This is a genomic window from Bacteroidia bacterium (assembly GCA_033391075.1).
Taxonomy (GTDB): domain Bacteria; phylum Bacteroidota; class Bacteroidia; order J057; family J057; genus JAWPMV01.
Window position 1 is genome coordinate 53,468 of record JAWPMV010000003.1, and the last position, 22,457, is coordinate 75,924.

General features: G+C 43.3%; 22 protein-coding genes. 17 read left to right on the forward strand and 5 right to left on the reverse strand.

Annotated elements, in window-relative coordinates; genetic code table 11:
- Positions 1–90 precede the first annotated feature (90 nt).
- The 3 genes from R8P61_33355 to R8P61_33365 are packed head-to-tail and all read left to right on the forward strand — an operon-like array spanning position 91 to position 2,042.
- Entirely contained in the window at positions 91–861 is a 771-nt protein-coding gene (locus tag R8P61_33355; protein ID MDW3652009.1) for a YHYH protein, read from the forward strand.
- Positions 833–1,420 carry a toxin-antitoxin system YwqK family antitoxin gene (locus R8P61_33360; GenBank protein MDW3652010.1) on the forward strand — a complete coding sequence of 196 codons (588 nt, stop codon included), beginning with the start codon at positions 833–835 and terminating at the stop codon, positions 1,418–1,420. The genes R8P61_33355 and R8P61_33360 overlap by 29 nt, the downstream gene beginning before the upstream one ends.
- Positions 1,392–2,042 carry an SCO family protein gene (locus R8P61_33365; protein MDW3652011.1) on the forward strand — a complete coding sequence of 217 codons (651 nt, stop codon included), beginning with the start codon at positions 1,392–1,394 and terminating at the stop codon, positions 2,040–2,042. The genes R8P61_33360 and R8P61_33365 overlap by 29 nt, the downstream gene beginning before the upstream one ends.
- A gap of 313 nt (positions 2,043–2,355) precedes the next feature.
- Here the strand turns inward: R8P61_33365 and R8P61_33370 are convergent, their stop codons facing one another.
- Complete coding sequence (locus R8P61_33370; protein MDW3652012.1) at positions 2,356–4,065, reverse strand: amidohydrolase family protein; 1,710 nt, start codon at positions 4,063–4,065, stop codon at positions 2,356–2,358.
- A 153-nt stretch (positions 4,066–4,218) separates the two neighbouring features.
- Here R8P61_33370 and R8P61_33375 point away from each other — a divergent pair, with 153 nt between their 5' ends.
- The 6 genes from R8P61_33375 to R8P61_33400 all read left to right on the forward strand — a co-directional run bounded on the left by R8P61_33375 (position 4,219) and on the right by R8P61_33400 (position 10,186).
- A complete protein-coding gene (locus R8P61_33375; GenBank protein ID MDW3652013.1) occupies positions 4,219–5,397 on the forward strand; it encodes an alkaline phosphatase in 1,179 nt (392 codons plus the stop codon).
- A gap of 48 nt (positions 5,398–5,445) precedes the next feature.
- Complete coding sequence (locus tag R8P61_33380) at positions 5,446–6,699, forward strand: hypothetical protein (GenBank protein MDW3652014.1); 1,254 nt, start codon at positions 5,446–5,448, stop codon at positions 6,697–6,699.
- Between the two features lie 148 nt (positions 6,700–6,847).
- Positions 6,848–7,666 (forward strand): DUF5694 domain-containing protein, encoded by an 819-nt coding sequence (locus R8P61_33385; GenBank protein ID MDW3652015.1) that lies wholly within the window; start codon positions 6,848–6,850, stop codon positions 7,664–7,666.
- Between the two features lie 5 nt (positions 7,667–7,671).
- Positions 7,672–8,367: a hypothetical protein gene (locus R8P61_33390; protein MDW3652016.1), complete on the forward strand. Its 696-nt coding sequence runs from the start codon at positions 7,672–7,674 to the stop codon at positions 8,365–8,367.
- A gap of 12 nt (positions 8,368–8,379) precedes the next feature.
- Positions 8,380–9,447 carry a histidine kinase gene (locus tag R8P61_33395; GenBank protein ID MDW3652017.1) on the forward strand — a complete coding sequence of 356 codons (1,068 nt, stop codon included), beginning with the start codon at positions 8,380–8,382 and terminating at the stop codon, positions 9,445–9,447.
- Entirely contained in the window at positions 9,416–10,186 is a 771-nt protein-coding gene (locus R8P61_33400) for a LytTR family DNA-binding domain-containing protein (GenBank protein ID MDW3652018.1), read from the forward strand. Before R8P61_33395 ends, R8P61_33400 begins: the two co-directional genes overlap by 32 nt.
- A gap of 1 nt (position 10,187) precedes the next feature.
- On the opposite strand, the gene R8P61_33405 is transcribed toward R8P61_33400, so the two are convergent.
- The 4 genes from R8P61_33405 to R8P61_33420 form a co-directional block, all read right to left on the reverse strand.
- The gene (locus R8P61_33405; protein ID MDW3652019.1) at positions 10,188–11,189 is read right to left on the reverse strand and encodes a DUF2219 family protein; all 1,002 of its coding nucleotides are present in this window, start codon (positions 11,187–11,189) and stop codon (positions 10,188–10,190) included.
- A gap of 54 nt (positions 11,190–11,243) precedes the next feature.
- Entirely contained in the window at positions 11,244–11,906 is a 663-nt protein-coding gene (locus tag R8P61_33410; GenBank protein ID MDW3652020.1) for a DUF3943 domain-containing protein, read from the reverse strand.
- A gap of 353 nt (positions 11,907–12,259) precedes the next feature.
- On the reverse strand, positions 12,260–12,661 hold the full coding sequence (locus R8P61_33415; protein ID MDW3652021.1) for a hypothetical protein: 402 nt from the start codon (positions 12,659–12,661) through the stop codon (positions 12,260–12,262).
- A gap of 16 nt (positions 12,662–12,677) precedes the next feature.
- A complete protein-coding gene (locus R8P61_33420) occupies positions 12,678–13,019 on the reverse strand; it encodes a helix-turn-helix transcriptional regulator (GenBank protein MDW3652022.1) in 342 nt (113 codons plus the stop codon).
- 392 nt (positions 13,020–13,411) lie between these two features.
- Here R8P61_33420 and R8P61_33425 point away from each other — a divergent pair, with 392 nt between their 5' ends.
- The 8 genes from R8P61_33425 to R8P61_33460 all read left to right on the forward strand — a co-directional run bounded on the left by R8P61_33425 (position 13,412) and on the right by R8P61_33460 (position 22,169).
- Positions 13,412–15,799: a heavy metal translocating P-type ATPase gene (locus tag R8P61_33425; protein ID MDW3652023.1), complete on the forward strand. Its 2,388-nt coding sequence runs from the start codon at positions 13,412–13,414 to the stop codon at positions 15,797–15,799.
- A gap of 177 nt (positions 15,800–15,976) precedes the next feature.
- Positions 15,977–16,153 (forward strand): cbb3-type cytochrome oxidase assembly protein CcoS, encoded by a 177-nt coding sequence (gene ccoS, locus R8P61_33430; protein MDW3652024.1) that lies wholly within the window; start codon positions 15,977–15,979, stop codon positions 16,151–16,153.
- Positions 16,146–18,335 (forward strand): cytochrome-c oxidase, cbb3-type subunit I, encoded by a 2,190-nt coding sequence (gene ccoN / locus R8P61_33435; protein MDW3652025.1) that lies wholly within the window; start codon positions 16,146–16,148, stop codon positions 18,333–18,335. Before ccoS ends, ccoN begins: the two co-directional genes overlap by 8 nt.
- Positions 18,336–18,343: 8 nt before the next feature.
- Entirely contained in the window at positions 18,344–18,547 is a 204-nt protein-coding gene (locus R8P61_33440; protein MDW3652026.1) for a hypothetical protein, read from the forward strand.
- Positions 18,540–19,442, forward strand: coding sequence for a cbb3-type cytochrome c oxidase N-terminal domain-containing protein (locus tag R8P61_33445; GenBank protein ID MDW3652027.1), 903 nt, complete (start codon positions 18,540–18,542; stop codon positions 19,440–19,442). The genes R8P61_33440 and R8P61_33445 overlap by 8 nt, the downstream gene beginning before the upstream one ends.
- 5 nt (positions 19,443–19,447) lie before the next feature.
- Entirely contained in the window at positions 19,448–20,887 is a 1,440-nt protein-coding gene (ccoG, locus tag R8P61_33450) for a cytochrome c oxidase accessory protein CcoG (protein ID MDW3652028.1), read from the forward strand.
- Between the two features lie 5 nt (positions 20,888–20,892).
- A complete protein-coding gene (locus R8P61_33455) occupies positions 20,893–21,321 on the forward strand; it encodes a FixH family protein (GenBank protein MDW3652029.1) in 429 nt (142 codons plus the stop codon).
- Between the two features lie 158 nt (positions 21,322–21,479).
- Entirely contained in the window at positions 21,480–22,169 is a 690-nt protein-coding gene (locus R8P61_33460) for a sulfite exporter TauE/SafE family protein (GenBank protein MDW3652030.1), read from the forward strand.
- Positions 22,170–22,457: the final 288 nt, after the last annotated feature.

A 22,457-nucleotide genomic window follows, 5' to 3' on the forward strand; every position in this document is an offset into this window, starting at 1 on the left:
AAAAAGATACTTCTTGAAAAAAAATTAAAGAAAAGTGAAGGATTTGAGAATCAATGACATCTAATGAAACATAGATCTTAAGCGAAGAACATGAAAAAGATGAACTTTATGACAAATCTCCTGGCACTTTTGCTACTTATTTTTTCGGGCCTGGCCTGTGAAGAAAGTGAAGCTCCGCCGGAAGAGCCCCCTACAAATAATGATGAGCTTCCAGCCGTTTATGAAAAAATATACGGAGCCTCCGATATCTACCTTGATGGGGAGTTTGTTGTAATTAAAACAGAAGGAATCCCTGATCATAATAGTCCTTATTATCAGGATACTGAATGGGAGAATGATCGCTATGAAGCGTACAATGGATCAAATAGTGACTTTCGCCTGAATCCTAACAGAATCAGCTCCACAGAAGTTACCTACAGAATTCCTTTGAATCCGACCGAAGCTTCAAACAAAAGCGCAACAGCTCTGGGTTCTATGGGTGTTGCTCTCAATGGAGTGGCTTTTTTCAATCAGTACGCAGGGCCAAATAATGAGCCTTTGACTTTTGAAATAAATTCATTCGATCAGTATGCGGGCCACCCTCAACAACAGGGAACCTATCACTATCACGTAGAACCTTTTTGGCTCACGCAAGAGAAAGGGCAGGAAGCCTTGATGGGTTTCTTACTGGATGGTTTTCCAGTTTATGGCCCTATGGAAGATGGAAATGCTGTCAGTAATTCTGATTTGGATGAATTTCACGGGCACGAACATCCCACCGAAGATTTTCCTGATGGAATCTATCACTACCATATAACCGATGCCGATCCTTATATAAACGGAAGTGGATATTATGGAAATCCTGGTACGCTTACTCGTTAATTTTTTGTTATTCAGTTGGCTTGCCTTTTCGTCCTGCAGTTCGCAGGAAGGAAAGGTGAGTTTGTCTATACTAAATGAAGAAGGCAAAGAGATCAAAACCAAAGGAGGCATAACCTATGTAGAGCAAAAACCTTATTCGGGCATGCTTTACAAACTTTATCCCGCTACCACAGATACTCTTTATATCAAAAACTATCTAAGGGGAAAAGAGCATGGGAAATGGACACGATTTCATCCCGGAAATGAATTGAAAGAGCGGCGCTTTTTTCGAAATGGCCGAAAAGAGGGAGAACATATTGCCTATTATCCAGGAGGGCAAATCCGTTTTAGCTATCAACTCGCCAATGATGTTTATGAGGGAAATAATCGGGAATGGAATGCTAAAGGGAGATTGATTTTGGATATGAATTATGTCGCTGGACAGGAAGAAGGCTCTCAAAAGGTTTGGTATGACAATGGAAAGGTAAAGGCCAATTATATCATCCGAAAAGGGAGAAGATTTGGATTATTGGGGACTAAAAACTGCGTAAATGTTTCAGACAGTATTTTCAAGAATTAGGCTTTGCACAATCCTGTTCTTATTTGTGGGATGTAAAGAAGAAGTCTTTCACCTACCCTATTATAATGAACCCGATTTTACTCCTCATTTTATAGAGGCAGGGGAAAGTATAGAGCAAGAAATCACTCATAGAATCGGGGATTTCTCTTTCAGCAATCAAGAGGGTAAGCAAATCGATCAGGCTTATATTTCCAACCGTATCCATGTAGCCAACTTTATCTTTACCAGTTGCCCGAGTGTTTGCCCGGTGATGACCCAGAACGTCAAAGAGTTGGAAGAAGCCTATGCAGATCGGGAGGATTTTGCCATTCTTTCTTATAGTGTTACTCCCTGGATTGATGATGTGGAAAGGCTAGCTACCTATACCAAAAATCAGGACATCCTTTCCAATAACTGGCATTTTCTGACAGGGGAAAAAGGAAAGATTTATGACCTGGCCAGGACCTCCTATTTTGCAGAGGAAGATATCGGCTTCACCAAAGACAGTACAGAATTTCTCCATACAGAACATATTCTCCTGGTAGATAAAACACAGAGAATCCGAGGCATCTACAATGGAACGCTACAATTAGAGATCAAGCAACTGATCAAGGACGTAGAGACCCTCTTACAAGAATCCTGACAATAGCTTTTCGAAGCATATTTTCAAACCCGCCGGAAATCTTTCGGCGGGTATTTTTGCTTTTAGGGGAAAGCCAATCCTCAGCTCTGAAACATTTGTGATAGCGGTCAGCCTTATTTTTCCCTTTTTTTGCGCCCAACCTAAGAAAATTTATTCATCAGCCAGAGCTGATAACGTCCAGAAGATTTATCAATGAGTTTAAAAGGCCCCTTTCCCTCAGCATATCCAGACAAAACAGTATAGACAGCTAGTACAAGAGATTATTTTTTTAATCATTCTGTGCCCCTGGAAGGGAAAAGCCCAGGGGCCTTTTTTATCTTTCATAAATGCGTCTGCCCTGCAAATAGGTTTCATCTACTTTAACTGATCCAATACTGTTGGCAGATATATCGAATATATTTTTATTTAGAATGATCAGATCGGCTTCTTTCCCAACTTCCAGAGAACCGACTTTTGCTTCCTGCCTCATCACATAAGCTGCATTGAGGGTATAAGCTTTTACGGCTTCTTCCAGACTTAGGGCCTGAGGTTCTCTGTTTACCGCATGCTGGATTCCGATAAACGGATTGAGGCTACTGACATCCCAATCGCTACTCAGGCTAATCCTCGCCTGGGCCTGATATAGGCTTTTGAGGGGAATATTGTTTTGGTTTAAAGCTGCGCCGATCAGGTAATCATTATCATGCCATTGATCAGGTTGGGTAAAGTCTCCAGCTACTTGTGCATCAGCAGTCACATTTAGTTGTGCAAACCTGCCGTAATCTGCAGGATCTACATATTCGATATGGGTAAGTCTGTGCCGCCCCTGGCTGCTTCCACTTTCTTCAATCGCATTGAGGGCCTCATGTACCCCTCGATTCCCAATGGCATGGATATGGAAGTCAAAACCGCTACTTTCAAGGGCCGCTATATAGGCTGACATTCTTTGTTGATCGAAATAATTCAATCCATTATTTGTGGGCAAGCCAAAATAGTCAATCAAATAGTCATCATGCATAGCAGATGTTGTATTATGAATGATTCCATCTGCATAGAGTTTGATCTGGTTGATCTTCAAAAGACTGTTGGGATCATCAGAATATAAAGCATTGAGTGCCGCTATTTGGCTGAGGTCATTTTCTGTGGGATAAGCCCATAAACCCAGATTTACCCGGGCTGTTAATTTACCTTCCTCTGCTACTTTCTGCCAGCTCTTATGATGTTCTCTTTTCCAGTAGGTGCGGGCATCGCAAATCGAAGTGATCCCATGCTTCGCCAATTCTGGCAAGGCAACATTCACCAGCCCATTATAATCCTTTTGAGCCCCTTCACTGCTAGCAGCCAAAGCAAGATCGAGCAAAAGGTTGCCAGCATTATCAATCAGCAAGCCATTAGCTTCTCCATTTTCATCCCGCATGATGATTCCGCCGGGAGGATTGGGGGTATTCGCATCTATCCCCATAAGTTCGAGGGCTTTAGAATTACACCAGACCGAATGAGAAGTTTGCTCCATAATAGCCACGGGCCGATTTGGGGCTTCATCATCCAGAATTTCTTTGGGAAGTCGAGTAGCCGAAAGAGGAACATTTATCCAATGTCCCCATCCCAGTAGCCATCCGTTTCCGGGATTGTCTTCCATCGCATCTGCAATATCTCTGGCATAATCCTCGGGATTTTCAATATTATCATTCAGGATAAATTGGAAATTCTCAGTAGCCGCTTCCAGTGGATGAACGTGAACATCATGAATACCTGGCATCATAAAAACTCCTTTCAAATCAATCATCTCAGCATCTGCACTTGCAAGCGCTTTTCCACCTTCATCATCTCCCACATATGTTATGATTCCCTCCTTCACGTAGATCGCACTGGCCCAGGTTTGAGCAGAATTTACCGTATAAATCTCTCCATTGAAGAAGAGTTTTTCCCTCGAATTTTCACGCTGCAGTCCGGGAGTCTCATCTTCACAAGCAGTTAGCATCATGAAAACAAATAATAATAACTGAACAATCATGATAGGTAAAATTGCATGTGATCTTTTCATCTTGAATGGCTCTTTATGTGAACGTTCCCATGAAGACAGATCATACACTTTTTTCCCCTAAAGCCAGTCGAACTAAATTCAGTGTAAATCTGTGCAGGCTTCTGATCGCCGCAGATAAAATGCATATATTGCAATTCCTCAAATCTCACTACCATGAAAAAATTTGGCCGCTTTTTGCTGTTATTTCTGATCTTTCTCGCCGGAGGAACTGCTGTTTTTTTCTTCCTTTTCGCAGCTCAGAAAGTCAAGCGAAAAGAAGCAGCAGAGATCACCCAGCTCAAGATCAATAAAGCTAATACCCTTCAACTGGCAGCAAAGGCTAAGAATGTAATTCTTTTGATTGGAGATGGTATGGGACTGGCTCAGGTGAGCGCAGGAATGGCCATCAACAATAATCAGCTACAATTGGAGAGATGTACGACCGTGGGACTCAGTAAAACTACTGCCGCCAATCGCTATATCACCGATTCAGCTTCCGCAGCTACTGCTATGTCCAGTGGAAAAAAAACCAACAATGGAGCAATAGCTGTCACCCCGGATCAGGTAGCTACAGAAACCATTCTGGAAATGGCTGAAAAGCAGGGAATGAGTACAGGCTTGATTGCTACCTCTAAAATCACCCATGCTACTCCAGCTGCCTTCATTGCACATGAGAAAAATCGAGAGTCCTATGAAGCCATAGCAGCAGATTTTCTGGAAACAGAGGTAGATGTTGTGATTGGTGGGGGAATGAAAAACTTTGCTCAGCGTGAAGACGAACGAAACCTGATCGACGAACTAAAAAAACTGGGCTATGAGATATTTGAAAGCATGGAATCTCTGCTACAATCTGATTCGAAAAAACTATATGCGCTATGTGCAGAAGAAGATATGCCAACGATGATCGAAGGCCGAGGAGACTTTCTGGGAAATGCCATACAGACCGCTATTGCCAGACTTTCCCAAAATGAAAAGGGCTTTTTTCTTATGGCTGAATCTTCCCAAATTGATTGGGGAGGTCATGACAATAATGCCGACTACGTAATCACGGAAATGCTGGATTTTGATCAGAGTATTGGGCAGGTACTGGATTTTGCAGCTCAGGATTCTCAAACCCTGGTCATCATAACGGCGGATCATGAAACCGGTGGACTTTCCATTACGGACTATGATCAGGAACTCAAGGAATTTGATTTAAAATTCAGCACCTTCGGACATACCCCCATTATGATTCCCGTTTATGCCTATGGCCCCGGTTCGGAAGCGTTTACAGGGATCTATGAAAATACCGAGATCTTTTTCAAAATGGTGCAGGCCTTGGGTTTGAATACCAAGCAGGCAAATTCGGACTGATGCATCATTTCCGGATTCAGTTCCGTCCTTTAAGAAAGGACGCGAATCATGCAACAACATTTACTACTCAAAATAGGCCTATTTTTCCTGGGTTTACAACTCCTTTCCTGTGAAGGACAAACTCCTCTTCCTCAAAGAGAACTCATTGACTCCATGGACTTCTTTTTTGAAGAAGGAAGTGGTGAAATCCCCACCTTCATCTCCATAAATTCACAGGAGGATGGAAAGCACATTTACACATTTAGTCCTGTAGCATCTGAAACACATCAGGTTTCTATCCCGCAAAATTTTCAGGCTGAGGCTTATACGATAAGCTATATTAGTGATGCCAACTATACCTATTTAGGGAAAAAGGTCATGGTAAGGACCTTCCGAGATATCCGAACAAAATCTATTGTCCATTCGGCTCCGGATGAGTTTAGCTTTGATTACAAAAAACTCACCATTACTTCATCCCGGCCTATTGAAGCTTTTATAAATGGACCCGGCGGCAATTACTATAATAAAATTGCTCCGGATGGTTTATCTGCAAAACTTGAGTTGGGAGTCACAAGTCTTTCCGGGCGAGGCAGAGTAATCATTGCAAAACTTCAAGATGAGAACGCCTATCGATATTACAGTTTTGAGGACCCTATGCTCTATCCCGGCGATAGTCTGGATATCTCTACTTTCAGTACAGTTAATCAGGTTCAGGAGATAAGCCTGGATAATAAGGTGCGAAGCGGACGCATGGCTTATTACACCCTTTATCCCAGTCAACAAAAGTTGGGAAAAATATACGATTCCTATAAAATGGGATTTACGCCCGGTTTTCCTCTGATCTCTGGGGATTTTACCTACTTAAGTACGGGAGATTTCCTTGATGAGGATGGCAGGCGCGGAATATTTGTCTCAAAAGGAATCGAACAGAAGCTCAAACCTTTGGATTTCAATATCGATGTATCCGATCCTACTTTCTCTGGCTTTCAGCAAAATATTTCAGCCGTAGATATCCAGGCAAACTCTTTTCAGGGAGAGCATTATTTTTGGCACCATTTCGATGGGATTTGGGAAGGATTTCAAGTAATAAAGCCTGAACTTTCTCAGGAAGTTTTAGATAAATTTCCTGACTTGGCCAAAGATTCGGAGCTCTATGCCAGTACTCTTTTGCGAAAAAAGCCAGGGCCTGATATCGCTTATGATGATCTTGTCCTCCCCGGCAATCGTTTCTTTTTTAGTTTCTATCAAAGTTCACCCGCTTATCCCTACTATACAAAAGAAGGCGACTTATTTCTCATGGAAGCAACGGTCATAAAATTTTAATACTAAAGTGAGCCAGAATAAGAACTTTAGGCCCTGAAATTTCAGGGCCTTTTTTTCTTCCTTCACATAGTAAATATCCTTCTTCACATATAAATGACTTCTCTTAAAAAAGAATAGCATCGATTTTAGATGAAAATAAAATCACGCTATGAACTTTATTCACAAATTTTCCTTTTCCCTCATCTTATTGGCCATGAGTTTTGGTCAGGCCTTTCCCCAAAAGTCCCCTAAACATCAGGTACTCGTCCTGGGAAGCTATCACATGAACAATCCGGGCATGGATGTACACAATATCGAGGCGGATGATGTATTGGCTGAAAAACGCCAGAAAGAAATCCAGGATTTGGTGGATATGCTTGCAAAATTTCGCCCAACAAAAATCGCTATCGAAAGGCGCTGGCAAACAAAAAGTGATACCCTGGCCCGTCAACGATATGCTCAGTACCTCAAGGGTGAACACACACTCAGCAAAAGTGAAACCCAGCAAGTCGGATTCCGCCTTGCCAAACAATTAGGACATGCTGATATCTATCCTATAGATGCTCCCGGCAATTTCCCTTTCAACGAACTGGTACAATATGCCAATGAAAATGGGCAGGGGGATTTCTTTCTTGAGGCTAATGCATGGATGCAAAATTTCATTCAGGAAGAACAAGAATATATGAAGAGCCATACAGTAGCCGAAATCCTGGGCAGGCATAATGATCCGGAGCGTATCAAAGAAGGTCACGGTATGTACATCTCCATGCTGCAAATTGGGAAAAAGCATGAGTATCCAGGAGCCAATCTAGTCGCAGAATGGTATGAGCGAAACCTGAAAATCCATGCCAATCTCACCCGCATTGTAGATCAGGAAGAAGAGCGCATACTGGTAATCTTTGGCTCAGGACATGCTCCGATTTTAAGAGAGTTGGTTCAGTATGATCCGGATTATGAATTGGTAGAATACAGCAAATTTGTAAAGTAGATCCCATGCTCAAAGTCAATCTTAGTTTCAAAACCCTCTTTGCTTTTCTTGTCCTCATGCTATTGCTGGGAGAGGCCCACGAACTGGCACACATTTTCACGGGCTATGGATTTTGCGGATGTTGGGGAGAAAGAGATTTCAATGTCTGGGGACTCTGCGAAGGATGCCGAGACGCTAATCCCTGGGCCATCATTGCGACCTTTATGGGGCCCATATTTACCTTTTCTCTGATTTGGTTGGGCAGGTATTTTTTACTCACTGGAGAGGCTGATAAAAGAAGCCTGGGTTTCGTACTTATATTCGCCAATATCCCTTTCGCCCGCATACTTACGGCTGCCATGGGAGGAGGAGATGAAGTCTATGGCTTACGGGTCATTTTTGAAAATGAAAACAACTTTACCTTGATTTGGATGATAGGATTGGCGCTCGTATTGGCAGCAGCGATTCCTCCTTTGATCACTGCATGGAAATCCCTGGCTCCAAAAGGGAGGATCTGGTACTTTCTTGCCTTTTTCCTGCTCCCCATGTTTCTCGCTTTTGGCATTATACTCATCGGGCTAAATGGTTTACTGGAACAAGGTGTTTTGGCAGATTCTCTCATTTGGGGTACGCCATTGTTGATAACAATCCATACTTTTATAGTAGCTGTTCTGGTCGCTCTAAGCTTTCGCTGGAACTACCAAATGGCGAGACCTCTTTAATTGAGAAGCAATATGTTCAAAGCAGAACAAGGCCTGGTCCGTTTACTTATCCCTTTTGTTATTGGCACAATGCTGTATGTATTCGTGTACATCCTGCATTATTTCAATGAAATGGATTCCAGCTGGCTGGGCTTTTTTATCCTGACCTTGCCGGTAATTCTGGTGTTTGAAATTGACCACCAGATCACCCGATACTATCAAAGAAAGTATCCCAAGCCTCAAGGTTTCTTCAAGAGCATATTGCTTCCCTTTCTCCTCAGCCTGGCAATTTGCCTGGTCATAGTATTTGCCATGTATATTCCCTTTAAAAACTGGGAGATTCGCAATGGTTCAGTTGATTCTATTGGACTTTACCATATTACTTCCATTGGAATTCAGATCTTCCTCACAGTGGTCATTGCCAATACCATTCATCAGATCATATTTCTGGTTAGACGCTGGAAGGAAGAAGCCGTAAAAAGCGAGCAATTGAAAAAGGAGAATGTAAAAGCTCGGCTGCGAACTTTAAGAAATCAGATTTCCCCACATTTCCTCTTTAATAATTTCAATACCCTATACGGTCTGATTGATCAGGAACCTCAGCAAGCCAAAGCCTATTTGCATAAGTTATCGGAATTGTATCGGCAAGTGTTGGCGAAGCGAAATGAAGAATTGATTTCCCTGGAAGAGGAACTGGAAACCCTGGAAGCTTACCTCTACCTGATCCGGGTACGCTTTCCCCAGGATATAGAAATCGAACTTACGCTGGAAGAACAGAAGCGAGAGTATCACATCCCTCCTATGAGCCTTCAGATGTTGGTAGAAAATGCGATCAAACACAATGCATTCGATGAGGATCACCCTCTGAAAATTCATATCGAACAAAGGGGTGATCAAATCACCGTCCACAATTCCAGGCAAGAGAAAGAAGACCATACACCTTCTATGGGCATAGGGCTTGAAAATATTGATAATCGTTATCAGCTTTTATCGGATCGTAGCATTAAAATTGAGGAAAATCCTTCCTCCTACCGAGTTATTATTCCCCTGCTAAAGATTTCAGGTATCCATGAATCGAAGTTTGCATATACTCATCATTGAGGATGAAATCATCGCTGCCCGCAATTTGCAGCAAATCCTCAAAGACTATCCTGAACAGGTAGAGATTCTGGCAACCCTGAGAAGTGTTGCCAAAGCGACTGCCTGGTTGAAAGATCATCAGGAAAAAGTAGATTTGGTCCTGATGGATATCCAGCTGACAGATGGAATCAGCTTTGATATTTTTGAAAAAATAGAGCTGCGAAAACCCATCATTTTTACTACTGCTTTTGATGAATATGCCATACGGGCTTTTAAACTCAATAGCATTGATTATTTGCTAAAACCTGTGCTTGCCGAAGAACTCTATTCTGCCCTGGATAAATGGAAAGACATCAATCCTCCCAGTCCCCGGATTGACTACCGAAAACTGGCCGAGGAGATTCAGCTCTACCAACCCAAATACAAACATCGATTTCTGGTAAAAAGGGGAGCCTCGCTCTTTTCTATACCGACCTCTGAGATCGCTTATTTTCATGCCGATGGAAATTTGGTCCTCCTACGTACCCTGGATAACAAAAACTATCCTGTCAGTTATTCGCTGGACCAACTAAGCCAGGAACTGGATCCCGAATTCTTCTTTCGCATCACCCGCAATGTTCTCATCCATTTCCCGGCTATCAAAAAAGTAAACAGCTATTTCAAAGGCCGACTGAGTCTGGAAGTAGAACCTCCGGCCAAAGAAAACCTTGTGATCAGTAGTAAAAAAGCCCCTGCCTTTAAGGAATGGCTGGATCGCTAATTTATCTCCAAAAACTCAGCTTCAAAGCCCCCCAATAATGAATGGGATGATCTGTAGGAGCAAACTCTGCATTCCGGAGAAAAAGACTATAATCCAGCTCCCAATCTTTCCCTTGATAGCAAAGCCCAACGCTAGCCCGATATAGCCAATTATTTAGGCTTTTGTAGCTAAGTCTGTGGACCGAATACCGGAATTGACCTTGTAGCAGGGCATTGTATCCAACTAGCTCCCCTGCCAGACTGCTATGGAGGTAAATACCTGTTTTATCAGAAGCTTTATTCGGTATCCAACCGAGTTTCAACTTCAGGCCTGAACCCAGGTATGATCTGTATCCCAAACTAAGTTCAGAAAATAGGGTGCTTTCTAGATGTTTCACACCTTGCCGCTTTCTGCTTTTCCAACTGAGCATCCCGATCTTCTGTTCTACTCCGATGCTATATCGGAAGGTGAATTCGCCTCCCCGTGAGATCTGATTTTGCCAACCTTGGGGTTCATAGGGATCCTCTCTTTGCCGCAAGCTTCGGACCATCGCATGTGCTGCACTCTGCACCTGTTTGGCTGCAAAAAACCCCAAAAGTCCTATCTCAAATTGACTCTTTATCCGCAATCCCTTTTCTATAAACTGACTATTCCTGCTACTCCCCAAAGTCAGGATAGAGGCATAGGGCCGATCTATCCGGATGGGTTCGCTTGCTTGTAAATCATCTGGGGTAAAAAGCCGGAGCTCCAGGGAAGTGCTGTAGGTATGGATCGATGCATTCAGTAGCAGGGATTCCCATCCTAATATGCCATCTAAATGCCTGTGTATAGCTCCGGCCATAGATTTATTTTCCTGTGAATGGTAAAAATTCACTCCCATTCCCAGGGTATAGTCGCGGTCTTCATTTTCTGTGATAAAGAGCAGGTCATTGTCGAAGAAATAGGAGATGCCTGATCTTTGGCCCAAACATTTCCCCATACACAGGAAGATGCACAGAAAGACCCATGAAGTACATACTTTCATAGCTATTGCATTCTATTTAAACTGGAAGTAGAATTTGGCAGCTTTCAGCTGCCTTTACCGATACCCATTGTTCAGGACATAGGAGGGATTAAAAACTGTCACCAAAATTTTTTCCCAGGTACGGAATCCTCCTCGCCGCATACGAAGGGTAGATCGATGAATCAATTCTCCAAAGAGAATGCCTCCTACAGGGGTAGTAATAAGGTCCTGCCGACTGGGTTGTTCTTTGATGGCTTCAAAAACAAATTCCCACATAAGGCTTTGTCCCACGCAAAAAAGAGAACTTTCCCAGACTTTGGCTCCCTGGCTTCTCATGCTATTGTAATAAAATGCTCCCTGATAGGGATGCCCCACATAATTGGTTAGCATAGCGTCTCTATCCCAAACCGGTTCCTTGGTCCAGGCCTTCCCCAAATTGGGTCCAGCAGTCTTGAAAAAATCTTCCCGCTTCCAGTTGGTAACTTTTGGAGGCAAAATCAAAAGGCCTGCACCTATGCTCAAATTGTAAACTGTACTGAGTCGGAGTCCTCGTTTTACTTTTTCTATTCTGGGCTGACTTTCATTTCGTAGTTCCTTTTCTTCCTCATATTCATAAGTACCAAATTCAGGGAAACCATCCATGATTCCCAAAGGCAGATTCACGTTTAGCTGCTGGCTGTAAAGGCTTTGCTGGTAGAGAAAAAAGAGCAGGATAAGTATTTTTTGATATCGTCGCATGATCATGAATTAGAGAGGTTAAAAAAATAGGGATCAGGTTTCCTGAGATATAGTCTTCCCTTTCAGCCATATGAGTGAACATGCAGCTGTGTTGAAAGCCTATCTCTATTGATAGCTTATCAAATATTATGTGGATCTGATCATCTTAGAATCTCCTTCACTGGATGGACGAGGGGAGCAATAGAGCTAATGCCTGTTATTGACTACCTTTAAAATAGCTAAGGGTCATGATAGGGTTTTGCAATAGTCTAAAGTCCGGGTACCCGGAAGTCTATTCTTCTTTGGTTTAATAAGTTTGAAAAATGATTGTTAGCCTAAGGGAGATAAGGACGAGGTAGGGTCTCCCAGCTATGTTAAACGAACTTTCGAAGGGCTATTTTTTCGTAGCCCCATAGCACCCACAAGTAAAGCAGATGACTGAACAAGGAAAATCCGTGAAGTCCGCCATTTAAAACACGGACAATTTGTGAATACCGTCTTTCGCTTCTGTGATCGTCAAGCAGATCGTAAAAGTTGCAGACTACATCTTCCCATTCCATACGAAATCCCGGATGACCCAGGTAGGGAATAGTTAGAGCAATGGCTTTTCTCGCAGGAGTGTATTCCCATATGGATTTTCTTCTCTTCCACATCAGGATGTAGTTCCCGCATGCAAAATACTTTGCATTCAAGACATTGGGGGGAGCTGGTATTACGATAAAGTTCTTCCCCTTTAGGCGCTTTGTCTTCGGCCTGAGTTTACGGAATATTATCATAATTAAGTGGTTTCTATTAGTGTGCGAATTTCTTGAGAATGGGATTCTGGGTCTTCAGCCAAATGGAGACTAAAACCTCCTCATCTTCTCGATATACCCTTTCTCCCAAACCAGTGATCTTATAATACCGCCTTTGTGGTTTATGATCATTGGCATCTCTCTCTGCCCAAACACTCTCAACAAAGCCCTTCTTTTCCATGCCTTTAAGGGTGTTATACAAACTCCCTATCAGGATCTTCCGCTCTACGGGGGCCGCATCATTAATCAACTTCAAGATTCCGTATCCATGCTTTTGCTCTCCAGAGGAAAGCACTGCGAGGATCTTGAATTCATTCTGTGATAAAGATAATCTTGCCATTCTTTGTTGAGTCTTGGTGAGATTACGGGACTTATTAAATAAAGGTTACTAATATTTATTAAATAGATTCAATATAAATATATAATTAAATTAATAGTATATCCAAATTTTTTTATTCCCGTGTATACAAAAAAGAAGCAGCCCGCACACCTGGTGCGGGCTGACTGAAACGTGGAAATCTATATCTAAATGCAAAATAAAAAGCCGTTAATATCGGATTTCCAAACACACATAGCTCCCTGATTTGGGTATTGCTAACTCTACTCTGATATCAAATCTAGAACATAGACTCCTCGATTGAAATGACAATAGTCACTCCCCTTCCCCACTTTCGGCAGGAATTTTAGGATAAATCTTCCCGTACTTGTTTCCGGTCTATATATCAAATGCACATGAAAAAGGAATCCTTGTCATGTTATCATTGTGGGGAAAGCTGTCCGGATGATACAATTCAACTGGACCAGAAATACTTTTGCTGTGAAGGCTGCAAAACGGTCTATGAAATTCTGGAGTCGAAAGGCATGGAGGCTTATTATGAGATTGAAGTTCAAGCAGGAATTTCAGCCAGAAATAAAAAGAGGGTCGAGGATTATTCCTTTCTGGACACAGCGGAGGCCTTTGAGAAACTGATCAAATTTCGACAGGGAAAACAGATTCATATAGAACTAAGAATTCCGCAAATTCATTGTGCGTCATGTGTGTGGTTACTGGAAAATCTCTATAAGTTACATCCGGGCATATTAGGAGCAGAAGTTCGTTTTCTGGAGAAGAAGCTCAACCTTCGTTTTGACTTAGATAAGATTCAACTATCCGAGATCGCCCAACTCATCGCCAATTTAGGCTATGCTCCCGATATTAACCTTCAGGATTTAGACGAAAACACCTATATCCCTAAGGACAGGTCCTTTTACTACAAACTGGGAGTCGCAGGCTTTTGTGCTGGAAATATTATGTTGATGAGTTTTCCGGAATATCTGGGACTGCAAGATCTCAATTTCCAGCACTTCTTTTCCTGGATAAACCTCGTATTGGCAATACCGGTCTTGTTTTATTCAGCTAATATTTTTTTCAAATCTGCCTGGCAGGGACTCAAATTGGGTAATCTCAATATTGATGTCCCTGTGAGTTTGGGTATTCTAGCCTTATTCTCCCAAAGTCTCTACGAAATCCTGAGTCAAACGGGCCCGGGCTATCTTGATTCTCTGGCAGGTTTGGTCTTTTTCCTTTTGTTGGGGAAATGGTTTCAGCAAAAAAGCTATGATCAATTATACTTCGACCGGGACTATCGTTCCTATTTTCCTCTTTCGGCAAAAAAGATTGAGCTGGGAAAAGAGAAGCAGGTATTATTATCAAATCTAAAGAAAGGAGATATTCTCTATATACGAAATGAGGAAATCATACCCGCAGATGCCCTTTTGCTGGATACAGAAGCTTACCTGGATTATAGCTTTGTGAGTGGGGAATCGGTTCCGGTTTTATTGAAGGAAGGAGAAAGAGTCTATGCAGGAGCCAAATTGATAGGAAAAGGGGTAAAAGTCAGCTTGCTCAAAGCGGTTTCTGAAAGTTACCTCAGCCAGCTTTGGAAGAAATACAAAAAAAGTACGGGAGAGAAAGTTGGTTTCCGAAGATTGACGGATCAGCTGGCCCGCTACTTTACCTACATCATTTTGGGTATCGCTTTGCTGGCAGCTAGCTACTGGTTTTTTCAGGAGAGTCTTTCATTTGCCCTGCAGGTCGGTATCGCAGTCCTGATTGTGGCATGTCCCTGTGGATTGGCCCTCTCCTCCCCTATCGTCCTCGGAAATGCCATGCGAATGCTGGGAAGGAATGGATTTTTCCTTAAAGATAGTCAGGTATTGGAAGGCATTGCCGAGATGGACAGCTGGATATTTGACAAAACCGGCACCCTTACTCAAACCAGAGCTGACCTTTCTTTCCAACAACTTCATAGCTTAAGTCAGGAAGAACAATCTCTGGTTGTAGCCCTCGCAAATGAGTCCAGTCATCCTTTGAGCAAAGAAATCAGCAAGGAACTCATCGCTGCTCCTGCTGCTGTACTCGAAGAAAGCCAGGAACATCCGGGGGCAGGTTTGAAAGGGATTAGCCAAAATCATCGAATCGCAATAGGAAATGACAAACTTCTGGCTTCGGAGATTGAAGAAGTATTGGAAGAAGGAATTACTGGTATCGCCATCGATGGAAAACTGGTAGCAGGCATTGACAGAGAAGAAATCGTACGGGAAGATTTAAAGGCGGTATTGAGAGAATTGGGGGAAGATTACGAATTATCTCTATTGACTGGTGATACAAAAAAGCGGGCCTTGAAGCTGCTCTCTCATTTCCCCGAAAACAGCAAATTCTATTGGAAACAACTGCCGGATGAAAAGCTGGATCATGTAAAAAATCTTCAGGAGGCAGGGAGAAAAGTCATCATGATGGGAGACGGCCTCAATGATGCCGGTGCCCTTATGCAGGCGGATTTGGGAATCGTCCTGAGTGAGCAATTGGAATCCTTCAGCCCTGCCTCAGATATTATCCTGGATTCAGCGCGATTTTCTCAGCTTCCCAGCCTCATAAAATATGCTGTGGGCTCCAAAAAACTCTTAAAAGGCGCGCTGATTATTTCCCTCATCTATAATACAATAGGCCTCGCTTTTGCCGTACAGGGCCTACTAAGCCCTTTGGTAGCCGCCATACTCATGCCGCTCAGTTCTATTTCCGTGATTTTCTGGGGAATGGCATCCACCTATTATCTGGCGAGGAAAATGGGTTTGGAATAAAATAAAGGAATATCGATTAGAAGAATTTATAAGGGACGGATAAGCATCTGTCCCTCTGTTTTTTCAACAAGATTGAATGTCATTTTCTCTACTGACAAAAGTCACCTCACCCCCTATCCAGGGTTATCCCAAAGGCAGACCTGAGCTTCTACCTTAGCCACATCAAACAGAAAAAACATGAGTAGCATTTTCGTCCTCATCATTTTAGGCTTTATCGTCGCAGCTGCATTCCTTGCTGCCTGTATTTGGGCCATCCGATCCGGACAATTTGAAGATGCTTACACACCCGCTATGCGCATCCTGTTTGACGACAAAATTACTTCCACCGAAAAAACAGATTCTCAACATGATTAGTAAAGTCAGGACGGACGATCCCGGTTTATCGGGAACATCCCTTGAGCGATTTAGCTATGACAATACAATTGTTAAGTATTTCGCTATTGCAACTCTCTTCTGGGGATTGGCCGGTATGCTGGTTGGTCTAATAGTAGCACTGGAGATGGTACTGCCAGAACTTTTTTTATGGGACGGCATCCCTCTTCTTTCCTTTGGAAGGGTACGACCTCTGCATACCAATGCAGCGATTTTTGCCTTTGTAGGAAATGGAATTTACATGGGAGTCTATTATTCCCTTCAGCGCTTATGTAAAGCGAGGATGTGGAGTGATACTGCCAGTTGGATTCATTTCTGGGGATGGCAATTGATCATTCTTTCGGCTTTGGTTTCCCTGCCTATGGGATTCACAACGGGTAAAGAATATGCCGAACTCGAATGGCCCATTGACCTTGCTATTGCATTGATATGGATTGTATTCGGCCTGAATATGTTCATGACCATTTTCAAGCGAAGAGAAAAACACCTTTATGTAGCCATCTGGTTCTATATCGGGACCTGGGTAACAGTAACGGTTCTCCATGTGGTCAACAGCCTTGAACTTCCTTACAGTATGATGCACAGTTACTCCATCTTTGCCGGAGTACAGGATGCTTTGGTTCAATGGTGGTATGGACATAATGCGGTCGCCTTCTTCCTGACTACTCCCTATCTGGGATTGATGTACTACTTTATTCCTAAAGCAGCCAATCGTCCGGTATATTCTTACCGACTTTCGATTGTTCACTTCTGGGCATTGATCTTTATCTACATCTGGGCAGGTCCTCACCACTTGCTGTATACAGCCTTACCTGACTGGGCACAATCTCTGGGAACCGTTTTCTCGCTTATGCTGATCGCTCCGAGTTGGGGAGGTATGCTAAATGGATTGCTGACCCTGCGGGGTGCCTGGGATAAGGTACGGACAGATCCTGTTCTAAAATTCATGGTAGTTGCGGTTACGGCTTATGGTATGGCAACTTTTGAAGGGCCTTTACTTTCTATAAAAACCTTCAACGCTATTACCCACTTCACAGACTGGACCATTGGACACGTGCACGTTGGAACGCTGGGATGGAATGGATTTCTGACCTTTGGTGTAATCTACTGGCTGATGCCTCGTCTCTGGAGAACCAAACTTCACTCCATTAAGCTCGCCAATTTCCATTTCTGGATCGGTACACTTGGTATTTTCTTCTATTGTGTGCCTTTGTACTGGGCAGGTCTTACGCAGAGTTTGATGTGGAAAGAATTTGATGGAGATGGTTTCCTTGTTTACAAAAACTTCCTCGAAACGGTTGTCCAGATATTACCGATGTATTGGATGCGCGCACTGGGAGGAAGCCTTTATATCATAGGTGTAGTTGTGATGATTTATAACATCATCCGCACAACCCAGGCCGGAGACTTCCTCGCAAATGAAGAGGTAGAAGCTGCTCCTTACCCCAAAGAAGAAAAGAGTGGAAAAAAAGAGTACTGGCACAAACGCATTGAGAGAAAGCCTGCTCAAATGTTGTTCTGGGCTTTGATCCTCATCCTTATCGGCGGAATCGTCGAAATGGTGCCAACTTTTATGGTTCAATCGAATGTACCTACTATCGCTTCTGTACAACCCTATACGCCTTTGGAACTAGAGGGAAGAGATCTCTACATCCGGGAAGGCTGCTATACCTGCCACTCCCAAATGGTACGTCCTTTCCGCTCAGAATCCGAGCGTTATGGAGAGTATTCCAAAGCAGGCGAATTTGTATATGATCACCCCTTCCAGTGGGGCTCCAAAAGAACAGGGCCTGACCTCGCAAGGGAAGGAACGCCTAAACTGAGAAAATCAGATGCCTGGCATTATCAGCATATGCTGGATCCCCGCAGTACTTCTGCAGGTTCTATCATGCCTTCTTACGAATGGCTCATCGAAAATCGACTGGACCTCAGTATGACAGCTGATAAGATAGAAGCTATGCAAACCTTAGGAGTTCCTTATCCGGAGGGATATGCAGCAAAAGCTACAGATGACCTCCAGAAGCAAGCCGAAGAGATCGCGAATAATATAGCCTCTGAATTGGAGGAAGAAGAACTCAAGGCACTGAAGGATCGGGAGATTGTAGCCATCATCGCCTATCTCCAACGCCTGGGAACAGATATCATGGTTGACAACAAAAAATAACAAGCATCATGTATAAAGAAACATTAAGAAGCATAGACGGAGTTAGCCTTTTTCCGGTCATAGCCATCCTGATCTTCGTCATCTTTTTCCTCATCGTCCTCTTTTTCGTCATCCGCATGGATAAAAAAAGAGTCCAGGAATTTTCAGCTCTACCATTGGAAGATGGACCTAAGAGCTCTAACACACTAACACAAGCTGTAAATCATGTATAAAAAGTTCATCTATATATTCAGTATGCTGATCCTGCTTTTTGCCTCCGGTACCGTCCTGGGGCAGGCAGGGGAAGCCTCCTCACAAGAATCCCTGTTATGGTTGCTCATGATGGTGATCATAGGGATGAGCGTTGTTTGTATTGCGCTGGCTTTTACCATACTGGCACTCATTGCCCGGGTAAGAGAAGCTAAGGCAGAAACTTCGGCTGAAGGACAAGCCAGTGCTCAAAAAGAGCCGGTGGATCTTTGGAAGAAGTTCAAGGCAAAATTAACCGCTGCGGTTCCTGTCTCTCGAGAATCTGAAATTGATTTGGGACATAGTTTCGATGGTATCCGTGAACTGGACAACAAACTTCCTCCCTGGTGGCTCTATGGATTCTATTTCACCATCGTTATTTCTTTTGTCTATATGTATGTCTACCATATTGATGGGGATTGGTCCTCCGATCAGGAGTATCGAGTCGAGATGGCGGAAGCTCAGAAGATCAAGGACGCTTATCTGGCAAAAGTGGCAAATATGGTAAATGAAGAAACGGTTGAACACCTTACAGCCGCTCAGGATATTTCAGAGGGTGAATCCATTTACATGGCCAATTGTGTTGCGTGCCATGGAGCTGTGGGACAAGGAGGAATTGGCCCTAATCTCACAGACCCTTACTGGCTGCATGGAGGCGGCATCAAGAATGTCTTTAAGTCAGTCAAATATGGAATTCCGGAGAAAGGAATGATCCCCTGGCAGGATGCCTTAAAACCTCTCGAAATTCAACAAGTATCCAGTTTTATCATGAACATGGAAGGAACAAATCCACCAGATGGGAAAGCTCCTCAGGGAGAAATATGGGAGCCGGAAGTAATGACAACAGATACGCTTCAAACCATTAGCATGAATCCTTAGGAAACATGGCAAAGGAAATCTCTGAATCTATGCAAGATCCTTTTTTAAAGGAACTGGAATCTGACACTTTCCGCGACAGTATCGCTACGGTGGACAAGAGCGGAAAGCGTCAGTGGATCTACCCCAAAAAACCTCAGGGAAGTTTGTACAGGGGCAGGACCTGGTTGAGCATTCTTCTGATTGGCCTATTCTTTATAGGGCCATTTCTTAAGTGGAATGATCAGCCCCTTTTGCTATTCAATGTTCTTGAAAGGAAGTTTATCGTTTTTGGTCTGACCTTCTGGCCACAGGATTTTCACCTCTTCGTCCTGGCGATGATTACCTTCTTTGTTTTTATTGTTCTTTTCACCGTGATCTTTGGGCGGGTCTGGTGTGGCTGGGCATGTCCCCAAACGATTTTCATGGAAATGTTTTTCCGCAAAATCGAATACTGGATTGAAGGAGACTATCGCCAACAGATGAAGCTGAACAAAGCTCCCTGGGATTTGGAGAAGGTCATGAAGAAAACAGCCAAGTTTTCGATTTTCGCCCTCTTCTCTTTCCTGATTGGAAATACGGTCATGGCCTATTTGGTGGGCATCGATCAACTCAGTGTTTTGATCACGAGTCCGCCTACTGAGAATTGGGGCCTCTTCAGCTTTGTGATGATCTTCTCGGGCATCTTTTATTTTGTTTTTGCCTGGTTTAGAGAGCAAGCTTGTATCGCTGTCTGTCCTTATGGGAGATTGCAGGGAGTATTGCTGGGGAGAGATTCGATTGTGGTTGCATACGACTGGCTTCGGGGAGAGCCCAGAGGAAAGCGAAAAAGGAATGAAGACCAAAGCAACAAAGGAGACTGTATTGATTGTAAACTTTGTATAGCCGTTTGTCCAACTGGCATAGATATCCGGAATGGAACTCAGATGGAATGTGTGAATTGTACGGCTTGTATCGATGCCTGCGACCAGGTCATGGAGAAGGTAAAGAAACCTAAAGGCCTCATCCGTTTCGATTCTTACAATGGAATAGCCAATGGTACACCCTTCCGATTCAACACAAGAATTATCGCCTATATAGTCGTTCTTCTTGGCTTACTTTCTGTCCTCGGATTTTCCCTGGCTAGCAGGTCAGATATCGAAACCACTTTATTGCGTGTTCCCGGTACTCTTTATCAAAAAACAGAGGATGGCAAGATCAGCAATATGTACAATATCGACCTGGTCAACAAGACCAAAGAGGAATTGAATCTGGATATAAAGCTGATCTCTCACGAGGGAGAGATTCAGGTCATCGGGCAAGAATTTGTAGTTGCTCCTCAAAATATCAGTCAAGGAATCATTTTGATCATGATCCCCCGGGATCAATTGAAAGGAAGAAAAAACGAAATCAGAATAGAACTATGGTCTGGAGATAAGCGGGTCGATGAAGCGAGCAGCAATTTTCTTGGACCAGTCAACTTAAATTAATCATCATGAACTGGGGTAAAAAAATAGCCATTTTCTATACAGTCTTTGCCGTCAGCATGCTTTCGGCTGTCATTTTCGCCAGCATGCAAAGCTTTCACCTGGTCAGTGAAGATTACTACCAGGAGGAAATCGCCTACGAAAAACGAATTCAGGAAATCAAAAATGTCCAGGAATTGGAAGGAGAGGTGGAAGTACAAAAAGTGGGGGAATCGAAATTCTCCTTTCATTTTCCTGAGTCCGCACATCAAGCCATTGGAGTTATCCAGTTTTACCGACCTTCAGATGCTGAACTTGATCGGGCTTTCCCCATAAAGCTCGCCGATGGAAAACAAAGCATTTCTGTAGAGGGACTTGCCGGTGGAAACTGGCAGGTTCAGATCAGATGGGCCCAAAATGAGAAAGCCTATTACCAGGAATTGAATCTGAGTTTGTAAGCAATGATCTACCCTAACAATCTGTCATTGCGAGCCCAAATGTTGGGCGAAGCAATCTCCGTCAATACTGATGGCTATTTGAGGTCTAGGGGATTGCTTCGGTCCCCTCGCAATGACAAACGAGTTTGGAGCCTTTTCTCAACAAAATCTAAATAAACATGTACCTCCTTTCCGCCTTAAGTCTGGGATTTCTGGGAAGCTTACACTGCGTAGGCATGTGTGGGCCGATCAGTCTGGCTCTTTCTTCCGGAAGTGGGAAAGGAAAATTCTGGCTGGGTCGTTTACTCTATAACCTCGGAAGAACCACTACCTACGTTCTTCTGGGTTTACTGGTAGGCATCTTTGGACAAAGCCTGAGCCTGGCAGGCTTTCAGCAAAGCTTGTCTATCATCCTGGGCATTAGCTGGCTTCTGATTCTTTTGCTCTTGCCTAATTGGGAAAATCGATTACTCAAACTTCCTTTCCTCAGAAAATTTCTCCTGAAAATTAAAGGCGGCCTTTCCTCCCTCATTCAAAAACGTTCTGTACCTCTGATGTACAATGCCGGCATTATGAATGGTTTCCTTCCATGCGGCCTTGTCTATGTCGCTCTTTCTGGAGCTATGGCAAGCAATAGCCTGGAGGAATCACTCGCTTTTATGGCGCTGTTTGGACTCGGTACCATTCCGGCTATGCTGGCACTTAGCTTTTTTAGTCATGTCCGCCAGGGACTTACTCAATATATCAAGCCTGTCTTATATACAGCCTCTCTCGTATTTGCCTGTCTCCTTATATTGCGGGGAATGAATCTAGACATTCCTTTCCTGAGTCCTGGTTTGGGAGCAGAAGTGGATCCTCTTTGTCAATAAGAATCAAAAAAAGTCACTGTGACGTTTTTCGTTTATGTTTATAGTTTAATAGTTTAGACTAGCATAACTATTTCATATTCAGAAAGTTAAAGTCCCCATCAGCGAGTATAATGGGGAATAAAACGAGTAGATTGGGGCTTAAAGCGAGTATAGTGGGGGCTATGGCGAGTAGTCTGGGGAACTAAAGCGAGTATTTTGGGCCGATAGGCGAGTATATTGGGGATGTACCTTCTCATCTAGCCTTGAAAAGTTATCCACATAAATTCGGATAAAAGCGAGTATAATGGG

What these genes read in the sequence shown, in the direction of transcription:
- R8P61_33365 (MDW3652011.1), top strand. Translation starts at nt 1,392, where the DNA reads ATGTTTCAGACAGTATTTTCAAGAATTAGGCTTTGCACAATCCTGTTC.
- R8P61_33395 (MDW3652017.1), top strand. Translation starts at nt 8,380, where the DNA reads ATGTTCAAAGCAGAACAAGGCCTGGTCCGTTTACTTATCCCTTTTGTT.
- R8P61_33405 (MDW3652019.1), bottom strand. Translation starts at nt 11,189, where the DNA reads ATGAAAGTATGTACTTCATGGGTCTTTCTGTGCATCTTCCTGTGTATG.
- R8P61_33355 (MDW3652009.1), top strand. Translation starts at nt 91, where the DNA reads ATGAAAAAGATGAACTTTATGACAAATCTCCTGGCACTTTTGCTACTT.
- R8P61_33420 (MDW3652022.1), bottom strand. Translation starts at nt 13,019, where the DNA reads ATGGCAAGATTATCTTTATCACAGAATGAATTCAAGATCCTCGCAGTG.
- R8P61_33385 (MDW3652015.1), top strand. Translation starts at nt 6,848, where the DNA reads ATGAACTTTATTCACAAATTTTCCTTTTCCCTCATCTTATTGGCCATG.
- R8P61_33415 (MDW3652021.1), bottom strand. Translation starts at nt 12,661, where the DNA reads ATGATAATATTCCGTAAACTCAGGCCGAAGACAAAGCGCCTAAAGGGG.
- R8P61_33445 (MDW3652027.1), top strand. Translation starts at nt 18,540, where the DNA reads ATGTATAAAAAGTTCATCTATATATTCAGTATGCTGATCCTGCTTTTT.
- R8P61_33360 (MDW3652010.1), top strand. Translation starts at nt 833, where the DNA reads ATGGAAATCCTGGTACGCTTACTCGTTAATTTTTTGTTATTCAGTTGG.
- R8P61_33460 (MDW3652030.1), top strand. Translation starts at nt 21,480, where the DNA reads ATGTACCTCCTTTCCGCCTTAAGTCTGGGATTTCTGGGAAGCTTACAC.
- R8P61_33455 (MDW3652029.1), top strand. Translation starts at nt 20,893, where the DNA reads ATGAACTGGGGTAAAAAAATAGCCATTTTCTATACAGTCTTTGCCGTC.
- R8P61_33370 (MDW3652012.1), bottom strand. Translation starts at nt 4,065, where the DNA reads ATGAAAAGATCACATGCAATTTTACCTATCATGATTGTTCAGTTATTA.
- R8P61_33400 (MDW3652018.1), top strand. Translation starts at nt 9,416, where the DNA reads ATGAATCGAAGTTTGCATATACTCATCATTGAGGATGAAATCATCGCT.
- R8P61_33380 (MDW3652014.1), top strand. Translation starts at nt 5,446, where the DNA reads ATGCAACAACATTTACTACTCAAAATAGGCCTATTTTTCCTGGGTTTA.
- R8P61_33410 (MDW3652020.1), bottom strand. Translation starts at nt 11,906, where the DNA reads ATGCGACGATATCAAAAAATACTTATCCTGCTCTTTTTTCTCTACCAG.
- R8P61_33440 (MDW3652026.1), top strand. Translation starts at nt 18,344, where the DNA reads ATGTATAAAGAAACATTAAGAAGCATAGACGGAGTTAGCCTTTTTCCG.
- ccoN (MDW3652025.1), top strand. Translation starts at nt 16,146, where the DNA reads ATGATTAGTAAAGTCAGGACGGACGATCCCGGTTTATCGGGAACATCC.
- ccoG (MDW3652028.1), top strand. Translation starts at nt 19,448, where the DNA reads ATGGCAAAGGAAATCTCTGAATCTATGCAAGATCCTTTTTTAAAGGAA.
- R8P61_33375 (MDW3652013.1), top strand. Translation starts at nt 4,219, where the DNA reads ATGAAAAAATTTGGCCGCTTTTTGCTGTTATTTCTGATCTTTCTCGCC.
- R8P61_33390 (MDW3652016.1), top strand. Translation starts at nt 7,672, where the DNA reads ATGCTCAAAGTCAATCTTAGTTTCAAAACCCTCTTTGCTTTTCTTGTC.
- ccoS (MDW3652024.1), top strand. Translation starts at nt 15,977, where the DNA reads ATGAGTAGCATTTTCGTCCTCATCATTTTAGGCTTTATCGTCGCAGCT.
- R8P61_33425 (MDW3652023.1), top strand. Translation starts at nt 13,412, where the DNA reads ATGAAAAAGGAATCCTTGTCATGTTATCATTGTGGGGAAAGCTGTCCG.